Annotated in this window: 13 protein-coding genes; 12 read left to right on the top strand and 1 reads right to left on the bottom strand. The window is 55.5% G+C overall.

Going from position 1 to position 14,335, the window contains the following annotated elements; translation table 11 throughout:
• The first annotated feature begins 36 nt into the window (after positions 1-36).
• Positions 37-1,212 (top strand): Bcr/CflA family efflux MFS transporter, encoded by a 1,176-nt coding sequence (locus NBV64_RS13825; RefSeq protein ID WP_250755959.1) that lies wholly within the window; start codon positions 37-39, stop codon positions 1,210-1,212.
• A gap of 106 nt (positions 1,213-1,318) precedes the next feature.
• Positions 1,319-3,517, top strand: a complete 2,199-nt coding sequence (gene fauA, locus NBV64_RS13820) for a TonB-dependent alcaligin siderophore receptor FauA (protein WP_021446919.1) — start codon at positions 1,319-1,321, stop codon at positions 3,515-3,517.
• Between the two features lie 175 nt (positions 3,518-3,692).
• Here the strand turns inward: fauA and NBV64_RS13815 are convergent, their stop codons facing one another.
• Positions 3,693-4,217: a DinB family protein gene (locus NBV64_RS13815; protein ID WP_250755958.1), complete on the bottom strand. Its 525-nt coding sequence runs from the start codon at positions 4,215-4,217 to the stop codon at positions 3,693-3,695.
• A gap of 168 nt (positions 4,218-4,385) precedes the next feature.
• Between NBV64_RS13815 and NBV64_RS13810 the strand changes: the two genes are divergently transcribed.
• The 10 genes from NBV64_RS13810 (at position 4,386) to NBV64_RS13765 (ending at position 14,286) form a co-directional block, all read left to right on the top strand.
• Entirely contained in the window at positions 4,386-4,901 is a 516-nt protein-coding gene (locus tag NBV64_RS13810) for a MarR family winged helix-turn-helix transcriptional regulator (RefSeq protein ID WP_009459754.1), read from the top strand.
• Between the two features lie 62 nt (positions 4,902-4,963).
• Entirely contained in the window at positions 4,964-6,160 is a 1,197-nt protein-coding gene (locus NBV64_RS13805) for an MFS transporter (protein ID WP_250755957.1), read from the top strand.
• A gap of 97 nt (positions 6,161-6,257) precedes the next feature.
• The gene (locus NBV64_RS13800) at positions 6,258-7,097 is read left to right on the top strand and encodes an AfsA-related hotdog domain-containing protein (RefSeq protein ID WP_009459752.1); all 840 of its coding nucleotides are present in this window, start codon (positions 6,258-6,260) and stop codon (positions 7,095-7,097) included.
• 70 nt (positions 7,098-7,167) lie between these two features.
• Complete coding sequence (locus tag NBV64_RS13795) at positions 7,168-7,848, top strand: HAD family hydrolase (RefSeq protein ID WP_254498940.1); 681 nt, start codon at positions 7,168-7,170, stop codon at positions 7,846-7,848.
• A 13-nt stretch (positions 7,849-7,861) separates the two neighbouring features.
• Positions 7,862-8,377 carry a DUF2165 family protein gene (locus NBV64_RS13790; protein WP_009459748.1) on the top strand — a complete coding sequence of 172 codons (516 nt, stop codon included), beginning with the start codon at positions 7,862-7,864 and terminating at the stop codon, positions 8,375-8,377.
• A 141-nt stretch (positions 8,378-8,518) separates the two neighbouring features.
• Positions 8,519-9,214 carry a hypothetical protein gene (locus NBV64_RS13785; RefSeq protein ID WP_009459746.1) on the top strand — a complete coding sequence of 232 codons (696 nt, stop codon included), beginning with the start codon at positions 8,519-8,521 and terminating at the stop codon, positions 9,212-9,214.
• Positions 9,215-9,434: 220 nt separating this feature from the next.
• On the top strand, positions 9,435-10,034 hold the full coding sequence (locus tag NBV64_RS13780) for a TetR/AcrR family transcriptional regulator (RefSeq protein WP_080748065.1): 600 nt from the start codon (positions 9,435-9,437) through the stop codon (positions 10,032-10,034).
• Positions 10,031-11,683: an MFS transporter gene (locus tag NBV64_RS13775; RefSeq protein ID WP_250755956.1), complete on the top strand. Its 1,653-nt coding sequence runs from the start codon at positions 10,031-10,033 to the stop codon at positions 11,681-11,683. The genes NBV64_RS13780 and NBV64_RS13775 overlap by 4 nt, the downstream gene beginning before the upstream one ends.
• 15 nt (positions 11,684-11,698) lie before the next feature.
• Entirely contained in the window at positions 11,699-12,883 is a 1,185-nt protein-coding gene (locus tag NBV64_RS13770) for an HlyD family secretion protein (RefSeq protein WP_342466868.1), read from the top strand.
• Entirely contained in the window at positions 12,880-14,286 is a 1,407-nt protein-coding gene (locus NBV64_RS13765) for an efflux transporter outer membrane subunit (RefSeq protein WP_250755955.1), read from the top strand. The genes NBV64_RS13770 and NBV64_RS13765 overlap by 4 nt, the downstream gene beginning before the upstream one ends.
• Positions 14,287-14,335: the final 49 nt, after the last annotated feature.

Raw genomic sequence — 14,335 nt, 5'->3', positions numbered from 1 at the left:
ACTGTGCCGCCTTTCCTGCTTCCTCCGTATCCCTTGATGGTTTTGATGTTGGGCCTGCTGGCCTGCGTGGCACCGGCCACCATTGATGCCTATTTACCTGCATTCAGCGCTCTGGAACAGGAATTCAATGTGCCGCCACACAGCGTGCAGCAGACCCTGGGTGTGTATATGTCTGCGTATGCGGCCATGTTGCTCTTGCATGGTACCTTCTCCGATGCCTGGGGACGCAAGCCAGTGGTGCTGGTTTCCTTGCTGGTTTATGTGGCAGGTTCTGTGATGGCGGCTGTAGCGCCCAGCTTCTCGTTCTTGTTGGCGGGCCGTGTCCTGCAGGGCTTGTCCGCCGGAGCTGGCTTGGTCATCGGGCAGGCCATGGTGCGTGATTGCTATCAGGGGCAGCAGGCGCAGCGCACATTTTCTTATATCGTGCTGGTGTTCAATGTCTCGCCCGCGCTGGCGCCGATTGTGGGCGGGCAGTTGATCGCCCATCTGGGTTGGCGCTCCGTGTTCTGGATGCTGGCCGTATTGGCCGCGCTGGCTGCTTGCCTGTGCGCGCTGCGCCTGCCAGAGACCTTGCCGACGTCCAGACGCCAGCCTTTGGTCTGGTCGCAGTTGCGGGTCGAGCTATGGTTTTTGCTGCGCAATATCTCTTTTATGGGGATGAGCCTGGCTTTGAGCTTGTTGATCGGTGCGCAGGCATTTTTGATTGGCGCCGCGCCTGACTTCATCACCCATACCTTGAAGCTGCCCGAGACCGCGTTTGCTGCCTTGTTCGTGCCCTTGGTGATTGGGGCCAGCGCGGGAGCCTTGGCCTCGGCTCTGCTCTCCCGACGTTGGGAAGCGCGCAAGCTGATTACTTGTGCCTATGGCTTGATGCTGGGGAGCTGCCTGGCCTATGTCGCCTACCTGGCACGTGCTGCAGAACCCGCGTTGCTGTGGGCGGTCGGGTTGCCGGCATTCTTTGCCGCCGGGCTGGCCATGCTGTTTCCGGTGATGACCATGCAGGTCTTGGCGCAGGTTCCCGCACGCGCAGGGCTGGCGGCTTCCTTGCTGGGGTTTTGTCAGATGGCTACCTTTTCCCTGGTCAGTGGCTGGTGCGTACCTTGGGTTTACGGGCAGCCTGTGCGCATGGCGGCCGCGATGCTGTTGGCCGTAGTTGCCAGTCTTGTCGCTTGGCTTTGGCTGCAAAAGCGTGCAGATCGGGCCGTGTCATAGGCAGGACTGATGTTTGGCATAGCGTTTTTGCGTTTGTGAATACATCGCTCTCAAGCATGAAGATGATAATTGTTCGCATCTAAAACCTTTGCTGAGATCCACCTTCATGTTTGCCGTTTCTTCCAGCTCTGCTCGCCTGCGAGTGCGTTTGCTGACACCTCTTACTCGCTCCGCCATGCTGCTGGCGGCCGCGGGCAGCCCAGCCTGGGCACAGGACAAGGCTCCTGATCAATCCCCCGTGGAGCTGTCCACAATTACGATCAAAGGCAATCGAGATCCGGGGGTGACCGAAACCAGCCAGTCCTACACTACCAAGGCAATGAGCACAGCCACGGGTTTGTCACTGTCCATTCGTGAAACACCGCAGTCGGTCAGCGTGGTGACCCGCCAGATGATGGAAGATCGCGGTATGCAGACAACGGCCGATGCCCTGCAAAGCGCCCCGGGTATTTCCGTGACGCGCAGCGATACCAACCGTTATTCCTTTTCCTCGCGTGGCTTTGGTATCGATAACTATCAGTTTGATGGCTGGACCCAGCCTGTGCTCTCGCCCTGGGCTTTTGGTGAAAGCAATCTGGACCTGGTGGTGTTTGATCGGGTTGAAGTGGTGCGCGGTGCGACAGGTTTGATGACGGGGGCGGGCAGCCCCTCGGCCTCGGTCAACTATGTACGCAAGCGTCCCTTGCGTGATTTTGCAGCATCGGGGGGCGTGAACGTAGGCAGCTGGGACTTTGCCCGTGGTTATGCCGATGTTTCCACACCCATTACCGAAGATGGCCGTATTCGCGGGCGTATTGTGGGGGCTTATGGCAAGGCCAATAGCTACACCAGTTTGCAGGACACCAAGACGCGCACCTTGTATGGCGTGATTACGGCTGACCTGATGCCCGGCATGGAATTGACTGGTGGAGTGGCCTATCAGTCCAGCTCGAACAATGGCTTTGGCAGTGGTTTTCCGCTGTTCTATAGCGATGGTTCGCGTACAGACTTCAAGCGCTCTGTTTCCAACAATACGGACTGGTCGCGCATCGAGAATGACACCACCACGGGCTTTCTGGATTTGAGCCATCAGTTTGCCAATGACTTGAAGCTGCGCCTGACTTATAACCAGTCGCACACCGATGCATCCATGAAGCAGATTTTCCGGGGCGGCTACCCGGATCGGGAAACCGGCTTGGGTACTGCCAACTCCTATTCCTATTACAAGGGGGATGTGCGTCGCAAGGCATTCAATGCCTCTTTGTCCGGCCCCTTCGAGCTGTTCGGTAAAGAGCATGAGTTCTCTGCGGGCTGGATGATGTCCCAGGACCGCGTCTCCTTCCCGCAGTATCGCGCCCTGGCACCTTTGCCGGATGCGGGCAGTTTTTATCAGCCGGGCCGCGTGCCCGAACCCGTGTGGTCAGGCGAGCCCTCCCAGGCGGATGACATGAACAACAGACAGTCTGGTGCCTATGCCGTGGGGCGTTTTGCCTTGATGGATAATCTGCGCTTGATGGTAGGGGGACGCCTGAGTAACTGGGAGACGGACCAGACCTACTTTGGTGCCAAACGCCAGTATCGCAACCGCAATGAGTTCATCCCTTATGCCGGCCTGATCTACGACTTTGACGACACCTACACGGCTTACGCCAGCTATACGGAAATCTTCAAACCGCAGAACGCCCGCAACGAACAGGGTGATCTTCTGGCTCCCATCACGGGTAAAAGCTACGAACTGGGCTTGAAGGCCGCCTGGCTGGATGGCCGCTTGAATGGGGCGGTATCCGTGTTCCAGACTCGCCAGGACAATCTGGCCGAAGCCACTGGCAATAACGTGATCGGCGCGCCGCCCAATACCCCCGCCTATCGCCCCGTGTCGGGAGCCAAGGTAGAAGGCATCGAGCTGGAGCTGGGCGGTGAGTTGATGCCCGGTTGGAACCTGGCCAGCAGCTTGACGACCTTCACGGCCAAGGACGCACAAGGCAAACCCATCAACACCAGCAAGCCACGTACTTTGTTCAAGCTCTACACCACCTATCGTTTGCAGGGCGATTGGCAAGGGCTGACAGTGGGTGGTGGTATCGACTGGCAAAACCGCATGTACCAGGATGCGACTGCACCGGGCCGTAAAGTGGTCAAGGTAGAGCAGGGCAGCTATGCCATCGTCAACCTGATGGCGCGCTATGACTTCAACAAGCGCATGTCCGCCACGCTGAACGTGAATAACCTGTTCGACAAGAAGTACTACTCGCAGATCGGGTTTTATAACCAGGGCTGGTATGGGGCGCCCCAGAACGTGATGCTGTCCTTGCGGGCGCAGTATTAAGAGAGAAAGGTGCAGGCAGTAGAGCCTGATGCAAAAGCCTGCTTGCCATCGCCAAGCAGGCTTTTTTATTGGAAGCGGATAGGTTGCTTGCTGTATCTCGGACACCGAGATCTTGTAGCCCTTGAGCTACAAGTACAGCGCTGTCGGTCTGCTTTGAGGCCTGCGGGCTACAAAATCAGGACACCAAAGCCAATAAATCAGTCACCCCAATATCGACACCTGCCTGATACAACAAGGTGCTGGCCTGACCGCGATGGTGAGTCTGGTGATTAAAAAAGTGCGTCACTAAAAGCGCAAAATCCTTCTCCATACTCTGGCCCGCCATATTGCTGTAGCGTAGCGTTTGGCCCAGTTGCTCCGGTGTCAGCGTGGCGGCCCAATCAATAATGATCCGGTCCAGCTTGTGACGGTACTGATTCAGTTCTGCCAAGGTGTCGAACAACTGCTGGTCCAGTGCACGTGGCTTGGCAAATACGCCGATTTGCTCGCGCAAGACGTGGGCATCAGGATGCTGGGCAAAGCGCTGCAGCCAGACGGTGTCTCCCACAGCAATGTGCATCATGGTCTTGAACAGCGAACCGAAGAAAGCCCCGCGTTCCTGATGCAAGTCCTGCGCTGAAAGACTGGCCGCTGCATCGTAAAGACGGCGGTTCATCTGGTTGTTGTAGGATGCCATGCGGATGGCGGTTTGGGGTGTCATGGAGTGCGTTGTCAGGGGCTGGAGTATCCAGATTATTTCTTTAAACAGGCTACAGGAGCAAGACTGAATCTTGTCTTTGCCTGTCATGACTTGCCCCAATGTCAAAGCGCTTGACCTGCAGATAGGTAGTCAGCTACATTTCAGCCATGGTGATTATTTGGTGGCGCGATGTTTGAACTCAAGGACCTTCCCAGTTACGACACATTGGTAACGCTGGGAGCCGAGTACAGCAATCCGGATGTGGATGGTTTGCATACCTGGTTGATCTGGGCTTCTGCCACCAGCGAGATGTTGTCTGCGTTTGAGGCCAATCTTGATCGGACAAGCGGTTTGTCTCAGACCCAGTTCTTTGTTCTGATTTTGCTGAAACGCAATCCAGAGGGGCTGAGTATTGGTGTACTGGCCGACGGGGTGTCGGTGACGTCGCAAACCATGACACGCATTATTGATCGCATGGAAGCAGCAGGCCTGTGTGATCGGGAGCAGCACCCGCAAGATCGTCGTGCCTGGGTGGTTCGATTGACCGAGCACGGGGCACAGGTGCTGGGCCAAGCCTTGCCAGCGCATTATGTGTGGGTTGCCAAGCTGATGAGCCATTTCGATGAATCAGAGCGGGAGATGCTGATTCGATTGATGTTCAAGATTAAGCAGGAAGGCGTGTTGCCCAAGACAAACGGCGGATAGTTGTCTGCCGTTTTTTTTAAACAGATATGTAGCTTACTGTATAACAGCCAGGAACATTAAAGATGAATGTATCCGCACATGAACAGGGATCTGTAGGTACGGGCCTGCGGGCATTGATGGTGATCTGTGCCTTGTCCGTCGTCTCTTTGCTTTATCTGCCTTTGCCGGTGCTTGCCGTCCTGGAGCAATCCTACGGGGTGGGTGCAACAGGCATGGTCAGCAGTTTTGGGTTTGCCTACGCCTTGGGTTTTCTGATTTTTGGACCGCTGTCGGATCGCTTGGGGCGCTGCAAGGTCATGGTTGGCGGCTTGCTGGCTTTGGCCGGACTGACTGCTTTGCTGGCGGTGGTGCAGTCACCTGCCGCCATTGTTGTTGGCCGGCTGTGTCAGGGGCTGGCTGCTTCTTCATTTCCTCCGGTGGCGATTGCCTATCTGGCAGAGCGGGGCAGTCCACGACAGAGGATGTGGAGTGTTGCCTGGATGAGCACCGCCTTTTTGTCGGCAGGCCTGCTGGGGCAAATATATGGCGGCTTGATTGCCGGTCGTTGGGGGCTAGGAGCGGCTTTCTTGCCCTTGAGTGGCATTTTCATGCTGACGGCATGGCGCTTATGGCGCAGAGCGGCAGATGAGATGGAGTCGCAGGGCCTGCACGGTTTTCTGCGCAATTACCGATCGGTGGGCCGACTGCTGGCCAACCCCGGATTGCTGCGTGTCTATGTGCCGGCCTTCTTTCTGCTGCTGTGCTTTGTTGCCTTTTATATGACGCTTGATAGCAAGCTGGCTGCGCAGTTCACACAGTTGGGCCTGTCTCCCATGATGACGCGCGCTCTGGTTGCCCCTGCCTTTTTGATGCCTTTATTGGTGGCGCTGGTCATGCCCAGAATGGGGCCTCAGCGAGTACTGAGCGCTGGCCTGGTGTGTGCTGCCACCGGCCTGGCACTCAGTGCGTTAGCCGGACAGGCCCATCCTTTGGGACTGCTTGGAGCCAGTTTCATCTTTGTGGCTGGGATTGGTATCAGTGTGCCGAGCCTGATCGCTCGAGTAGCCGGGCTAAGCGAATTGTCAGTACGAGGTTTGGCGGTATCGCTTTACACCTTTGTGCTGTTCATCGGCGCAAGCCTGGGGCCTTGGGTGGCTCAGCAGATTGCGGCCTGGCCTTTGGAGGATACGTATTTATTGCTGGCTGGCTTGCTGGCAGGATGTGCGATCTATGCCCTTAGTGGATTAAGGCGCAGTGAGGTGCTCGTTAATAAGCAATAAGAAAAAAGGCAGCTATCACGGAAAGATGAGAAGGACTCAGTTAATAAGTGCCTTTGCAAAACATCAGCGTCAAGAATTTTTAAGGGAGAGTAGAAAAATGGAAGTACTTATTGTTGTTCCGAAGGGCTTTGACCGCTTTGCTCAGAATGAAAATTTATTGCTGTATGAGCGTCTGATGAAGCTGTTGCATGACGAGTCTCCTGAACGTGGACCGTTGGCTGGCCGGCAGTTGATCGCTGGCCAGGGTTTGAGTCAGGAGCAGGTCAGTCATGCCTGGTTTGTAGGTATCAGTAAAGGCCTGCTTCAGGAGTTCAAGCATTGGCACACATGGCGAGGGAAGCGCCTGGCTGCCAAGCCCCTGGTACATAAGCATCGCCCGGAAAACACTCTGATTTCCGTACCTGAAGTTGCGCAAGATGGTGGCTTTATTGCGGACTTGATGCTGGATGATCGGAACGAGCTGATGCTGGACCATCTGACTGGACAGCATGTGCAGGGAATGGTGCTGACAGAGGCGTGCCGTCAGATGTTTTTGGCGGTAACGGAGCGGTTTTGCCTGGAAGACTACCAAGCACCCAAGCGCTACTTTGTGATCAACACGATGACGATGCGGTTTCAGGCGTTTGCGTTTCCTTTGCCCGCTCAAATCCGCTATCACGTTCTGGAGCAGAAAAAGCTCAGGGCGGATCGGGTCTGGTTCCATGCTGACATGAATATTTATCAGGGCGGTGCAGTCGTTGCAGGTATGGAAGTCAAGTTCACGGTCTTTGATGATGTGCTGATTACTCAGAAGGAAAACCAGTTGGCCGCCAGTGTTGTCCAGCAGTATGTCAATGAGTTGGGCATGCTCAATGCCCAGAGCGATGTCACGGATGATGTCTCTGCCTTTCTATCGAATCAGGCAACGGCTTCTTGCCCAGAGCAAGCCTTGCTGTAGAGCGATTACGGTTTTTTGAAAGATCGTCGACCAGGATTTTGTCCTGGTCGAACTTAAGGAAAGGCAGGGGATGGGAACAATTCAATTTGCATTTTTTGATGTTGATGAAACTCTCATCAACATGAAAAGCATGTTCAGTTTTCGCAATTACTACTGGTGCAAAACGCTTGGACAAGAGGGCGGTGAGGCTGCTAGTCAAGAAGCTGAGCGGCGAATGCGTGGACAGATTGCCGATGGTACATCCAGAGACGAAATTAATCGCTTGTTCTGGCATGTGTTCAAGGGCTGCAGACAAACTGATTTACAAGCAGCGATAGCAGACTGGCATCAGCAAATGCGCCAGCAAGAGAACTACTACATTCAGCCAGCCATCCAGGCTTTGCGGGAGCATCAGCGCAATGGCGTTCAGCCTGTGTTTGTATCTGGCTCCAGTTGCGACATTCTGCAGCCCCTGGCTCGAGATCTGGACGTGCGCTATGTGCTGGCTAATCAGTTGGAGATTCTCGCGGGCAATTACACCGGTGAAATCATGGGAATACAGACCATTGGCGAAGGGAAGCGGCGAGCCGTTCAACGGTTTCTGGAGCGTCAGGCAGGATGCGCTGCGGATTGTTATGGGTACGGCGATCACATTTCTGATCTGCCCATGCTGGAGCTTGTCGGTTTTCCGCGGGTGATAGCAGGAGACCCGAATTTGATGGGTATAGCACAAGAGCGTGGCTGGCCCATCTTGAATCATTATTCCTTGTGATGAGGTAGGGATTATGTCGATACGTCTTATTGCGTTTAGTCGTTTGCTGATCCTGGGTGGCTTGGCTATGTGGTTGTCGATTGCCGTCATTAACAACGTCACGGATTCCGGGACTAATCGTTTACTGCTGAGCCATACGCTTTCTATGGATTTGGTGATGGCGGAGGAGCTGCTGGGTGCAGGCTTGTTGTGGAGGGCTTGGTCGGCGCAGTGGGCTCCGGTGGTTTTATATGTGGTGGCTGCTGTCCAGCTGACTTGTGCCATCTTGCTGTGGTGGGCCGCCCTCTCTTATGCAAAGGCTTTCTGGGTGCAAAAGGCTTGTGTTCTTTTACGTGCTCGCAATCGCGCGGTACTGGCTTTGAGCCTGTTTGTTTTTTTGTGGTTGTTTTTCATCTGCGGCGGTTTGTGGTTTGGGTATTGGCTCAAGCAGGGGCCAGTCCAGATGGTGCACTTTAGCTTGATCGTGATTGGCTTATGCGCTCTGAATTATGTTCAGACGCAAGCTGTAGAGCAAGGCCGCGCGCTCTAGCTCTTTAGACCTGTCTTGGTTTTACGGCCTTGAGTTACCAGCTGGAAAACTTGGCCGTTTTTCTGAAAGCTGATTTTGAGAACGGGCCCATGAAGTTCGTTTTCTCTAGCGTGATGCTTTCTTTTCACAGGAGTCCGCCTTATGCGAGTCCATCTTTCTTTGCCATCCTTGTTTGCCGCTTTGATGATGCAAACGGCCTGGGTTTTTCCTGCTCAGGCTCAACAGAATGTCCTTTCCATTTCGGAGAATGCCATGAGCACGCTTGCCAGCCCTTCTATTGATGCCTTTATTCCGGAAACCCATGCCCAGGTCATGAGCCGTCAGGTCAGTGCGGATGGTGAGGCCGTTGTGTTGACGCGCTATGAGCGCAAGGACGGACGTAATGCCGGTCTGGAAGGCGAGCACTTTAGTTCGGTAATTGCGCCGTCAGGTCGCCTTAAAGGTTTTGCCAATATCTCTCTGGACCTGGTGGGCCGTCCTTTGCCAGACAGCCAGCGCAGTGAGGAAATCGCACGTGCGTTCCTGCAGCAGTATGCTCCTGACTTGTTGCCTCGCATGGAAATTCATTGGATCGACAAGCATGACGAGCCGATTCGTGTGGAGCGTAATGGCCGTATGGAGACGGTCACCTTGACCGGGATGAAGGTGAAGGCTCGCAATCTGGAGGATCGTCTGTGGTTCTGGGTGATTGTGGGCCCGGATGAGCAACCTATGATCTTTGAACGTGACATCACATGGATTACCTTTCCCGGGCATAGGCAAACTGAAAAATGGCTGCATGACAGCTGGCTGAAGAAGCAGCCCAAGGAGAGTTCGAGTGGTTCCAAAGTGGGCTAAGGGCCTGCGCGGTGGGATCTGAATAGAACAGGGCGCGACTGCTTGCGGTCGCGTCTTTTTCGTCGGAGTACGTTTTTTTTTGCAATAAAGGCAGACAGCCAGCCCCGGACTTTTCCTGCGTGCCTTGGCAGGCTTTATTTCATATATGGAATATCGTTTCTTACAGCTTTTTTAGCTTGATGCCTTTTTAAGCGGACAAAACTGTCCGTATAATTTCGGAATGAAAAACCGGAATTTACCTAATCGTTCTGATGCCTTGGAACGCCGGGAACTGTTGCTGGACGCAGCTAACACGGTCTTTAGCAAGTGTGGTGTCACGGCCCCTTTGGATCAGGTTGTGTCGCAGGCAGGGGTAGGACGGGCGACGCTCTATCGCAATTTCCCAGACCGGGCTGCCTTGATGGAGGCGCTGCTGATACGGGCAGCAGACCGGATTGAAGAACGCTTTTCAAGCAAGCGCAAAGGCAATGCTCAGGATTTCAAGGTCTTGATGCAGGTGCTGGCAGGGTTCGCGCTGGAGTCGGCTCCCATGTCCGATTACTGGAAAGCGATTGATCCCAATCACCCCACCATTGTGGGGGTGCGTGCCCGTTTGGTTGATCTGGCGCGCGAACCCTTGGCAATGGGGCAGGCCGCCGGGCAGTGCAACCCGGCCTTGCAGCCCACGGACATTCCCTTGTTGATTGGCATGCTGGCTGCCAGCTTGCGGGGGCGCACGGACAAGGAAAGGCTACTGTTCGTAAAACGCTCGCTGAAGTTCTTGTGTGAAGGCGTGTTGTTGCAGGTGGACCGTAATGCTCCTGATTGGGAGCCTGAATGAGTCAGTACATCAAGCCGCATCCACATTGGGAAGAGCATGAAAAGCCCTTCATGCCGGGCTCGCCATCGGCACCTCATCATGAATCGCATATCCGTATGGCTTATGGTCTGGTTGCGATTCTGGTTGGTTTGACAGGTGGTTTGGGTAATGCCCTGGTGTCGGTGAATTTGCCGACGCTGCAAGGGGAGCTGGGGTTGACGCCCTCCGAGGCAGCCTGGTTGCCCGCAGCCTATGCCATGGTCAATATCACCGCCAATTTGCTGGTGTTCAAGTTCAGGCAGCAATATGGCATGCGCCTGTTTGCCGAGATAGGCCTGGGTTTGTATGCCGTTCTGGCTTTGCTTCATTTATCCATTAATAGTGCTGAATCGCTGATTTTTCTGCGTGGTGCCAGCGGGTTTTCTGGTGCGGCGGCTAGCACCCTGGGCGTCTTGTATATGCTGCAAGCTTTCCCCAGACGCCTGCTAGGTAAGGCTCTGGTGCTGGGAGTGAGTATCACGCAAATGGCGACGCCCTTGGCCTGGGTGCTGTCGCCGTCCTTGATAGAGCTGGGGAATTGGCACGGCCTGTATAGCTTTGAGGCGGGCATGGCCTTGTGCTCCTTTGCGGCAGTAGTGCTGCTGAAGTTGCCCCCCGGCTATCAGATCAAGGCGTTTGAAAAACTGGACTTCCTGGCTTTTGTCTTGTTTGCTCCGGCTGCCGGTTTGCTGATCGCATTCTTGACGCAAGGCTATATCCGCTGGTGGTTCAACGACACAAGCCTGGCTTGGATGGCGATGGCGTCCTTGTTCCTGTTCACCGTCTGTTCGTTTCTGGAATATCACCGCGTCAATCCTTTGCTGAAAGTGCGGTGGTTGGCGCAGGGTTCCACCATTTACTTTGCCGTCGGGGCCATGATTTTGCGCTTCATCACGACCGAGCAGAACTACGGCATGGTCAATATGCTGCGCAGTTTGGGCATGGGCTCGGAGCAGATGCAGCCTTTGTTCTGGGTGGTGTTTGTGGGCATTGTGTGCGGCATTGTGCTCAGCGCCATCACCTTTGGGCCCAAGACGATTCTGGTACAGGTGTTTGCCGCGATTTTGCTGATTGGCGTGTCCAGCTTCATGGATTTTGGGCGTACCAGCCTGGACCGCCCGCAGGATTTTTTCTATAGCCAGTTTGTGCTGTCCATTGGCGCGGGCATGTTCATGGGGCCCTTGGTGATGATTGGCTTCAAACAAGCCTTCAAGTATGGCCCCGACCATATCGTGACTTTTATTGTGCTGCTCAATGTTACCCAGACCTTGGGCGGATTGATGGGCACCGCGACCTTGAGCACGTTTCAGCAGCAGCGCCAGCAGCATCATTACGCGGCCATTGTCAGCCATGTGAATGTGGCTGAGCCTTTGGTGGCCAATCGTCTGAAACAGCAGCAACAGGCTGTAGGGCCAACGGTGACCGATCCGATGTTGAGGGCGGCGACGGGCACGGCTCAGTTGGCACAGATTGCCCGCCGCGAGGCCAGTGTCAGGGCGTACAACGATGTTTTTCTGTTGATTGGCATTCTGGCGACGGGCTTTTTGCTGTGGCCCGTGTTGCTGGCCGCTGGCCCCGCTATTCAGTCCAGACGAGCGCAAGCCGCTGCTGGCACTTCTTCGAATTCTTAAACCTGGTCCGTATTTATGAGTCAAGACACTTCATCTGAAAATCAGGATCGCAATAGTGAGCTTGCCGCGCCGACAGACTCGGATAACGATGGCAAGCTGGGTCCGAATACTGAATCTTCTCTGCCGCCCAAGATCATCAAACCCAGCAAACGCAGTGTCATTGCGATGGCCTTTGTATTGTTGGGAGGTTTGCTGTTGATCTTGTGGGCTTGGAACCTGGGGCCGTTCAACACCACTCGCGTCACTACCGACAACGCCTATGTACGTGGGCAGATGACGGTGCTGGCACCGCAGGTAAGCGGTTATGTGTCCGAGGTACTGGTGCAGGACTTTGAGCGAGTCCAGGCGGGCCAGCCTTTGGTGCGCATTGATGAGCGCATTTATAAAGAAAAACTGCATCAGGCGCAGGCTCAACTGGATGCGGCTTTGGCTGAGTTGGCGAATCTGGATCAAGCCCAAGCACAGAACCGCGCCAGCCTGGATGCTCGCAAGGCGGCCTTGGTGTCTGCTCAGGCTGAAGCCCGTCGCTCCGAGGCGGATCGTAATCGTGCCAGGGAATTGGCAAACAAAGGTTCGATCTCGGTACGAGAGCGAGATCAGGCTGTAGCGACTGCCGAGCTGGGGCGCGGCAATATGCTGCAAGCCAAGGCAAACATTGCGATTGCCGAAGAAACCATCAAGTCCACCGAGGTGGCTCGGGCGACCTTGCAGGCCAAGGTGAAATCCGCTGAAGCCGCCTTGGGTTTGGCTCGCATCGATATGGATAACACCGTGGTGACCGCGCCTGCAGCCGGTCAGGTCAGCGAAGCGTCTGTGCGTCAGGGGCAGTATGTGACGGCAGGTTCGCAACTGCTGTTTCTGGTGCCGGATACCCGTTGGGTAGTGGCGAACTTCAAGGAAACGCAGACGGCGGGTATTCATGTGGGGCAGTTGGCCCGATTCACCGTTGATGGTCTGGATGGCACAGAGTTTCAAGGTCATGTAGAGCGTATTGCCCCGGCCACGGGCTCCGAGTTTTCCGTGCTGCGCGCGGATAATGCCAGTGGCAACTTCACCAAGGTTGTTCAGCGCTTGCCGGTACGCATTGCTATCGATGCGGATCAGCCCGGTATGGAGCGTTTGCGACCTGGCATGTCCGTGATTGCCAAGGTGGATATTTCCGATAAGCCTGATCAAACAAAACAGGAGCGTGAACGATGATCCTGTTTGCAAGAACGTATGGCATGGCCATCTTAAGTGGCGCGGCGCTGTTGTCCGGCTGTATGCCTGCTTACCGGGTCGTACCCGAGCAGGCGCAGGTAGCTGTGCCATCCGGGTGGATAGGAGCATCCTCTGAAGGCACTGTGGTCGATTCGGCCTGGTGGAAAGCCTTTAACGATCCCGGCTTGAGTGCGCTTGTGGAAGCTGCCTTGGCACGCAATAACGATATCTTGAGTGCCGCTACCCGCATCGAACAGGCAAGGGCCGCGGTGCAGCTGGCGGACTCGTCCTTGGGCCCTTCCTTGTCCTTTGACACAGGCGCGCATGCAGAGCGGGCCCTGGGGCCTGGCGGTATGGCAATCAGCCGTGCGGTACAACCTGCCGTGCAATTGAATTGGGAGCTGGATCTATGGGGGCGCTTGAGTTCGCAGGCGAAAGCGGCTGAACTCAAACTGTCTGCTACGCAGGCGGATTATGATGCCATTGCCTTGAGCGTCGCCTCCGAGACAGCACGTACCTATATTGCCTTGCTGGGTCTGGATGCACAGTTGCAGCAGGCCAAGGCCACCTCTACCTCCCGGACAGAAGCCTTGCGCCTGGCGCAGGAAAAGTTTGATGCGGGCTATATCTCCCAGCTGGAGTTGACCCAGGCCCAGTCCGAGCTGGAAGCGGTAGCGCAGCATATTCCGCAGCTGGAATTGGCGATTAGCCGTCATCACAATGCTTTGCGCCTCTTGTCCGGGGAGTTGCCTGCGGCTTATGAACAGAACGCCAGTTCCACCTTGTCGGCTTTAGAGCTGCCTGCACCGGGCTCTGGCTTGCCGTCCGAGCTGCTACGCCGCCGTCCTGATATTGCGCGAGCAGAGCTCGGTTTGGCTTCCAAGGACGCGTCCATGGCAGCCAGCCGGGCTGCCTTTTTGCCACAGGTTTCCTTGTCGGCACGGGCAGGGGCTTTGTACGTCAGCGCCTTGAGTTATGACCCGACCAAGATCTGGAGTTTGGGTGGCAGCATTCTGGCACCAATTTTTGACCGTGGTCGTTTGCAGGCGCAGTTTGATTCTGCAACAGCCCAGCGCGATGAGGCGGTCTTTGCGTATCGCGGCGTTGTTTTGACGGCCTTTTCCGAAGTGGAAAACGCCTTGGCGGGCCAGCGTCGTTTTGCGGAAGAGTTAAGCCACGTGACCGCGCGTCGGGACGTCTTGAAGCGCTCCTTGGAACACGCCCGCAATCGCTATGAGGCTGGCTATGCGTCTTATCTGGAACAACTGGATGCGCAGCGGAATCTGTACGAGGCAGAAAACCAGGTCATCGCCGTGCGGGAAAACCAGTTGCAGAATATGGTGGATCTGTACAAGGCGCTGGGTGGCGGCTGGGATTATGAAAAGGCGATGAAGCGGGAGTAACGTGAAAGGGACGGTAGTGGGGCTTTGTCAGGTGGAACATGTGTTTTGC

Origin of the sequence: Alcaligenes sp. DN25 (genome assembly GCF_023674485.1) — a bacterium.
Classification (GTDB): Bacteria; Pseudomonadota; Gammaproteobacteria; order Burkholderiales; family Burkholderiaceae_B; genus Alcaligenes; species Alcaligenes phenolicus.
The sequence above is the reverse complement of the archived record's forward strand: the minus strand, read 5'-3'. Positions and strand labels throughout refer to the sequence as shown.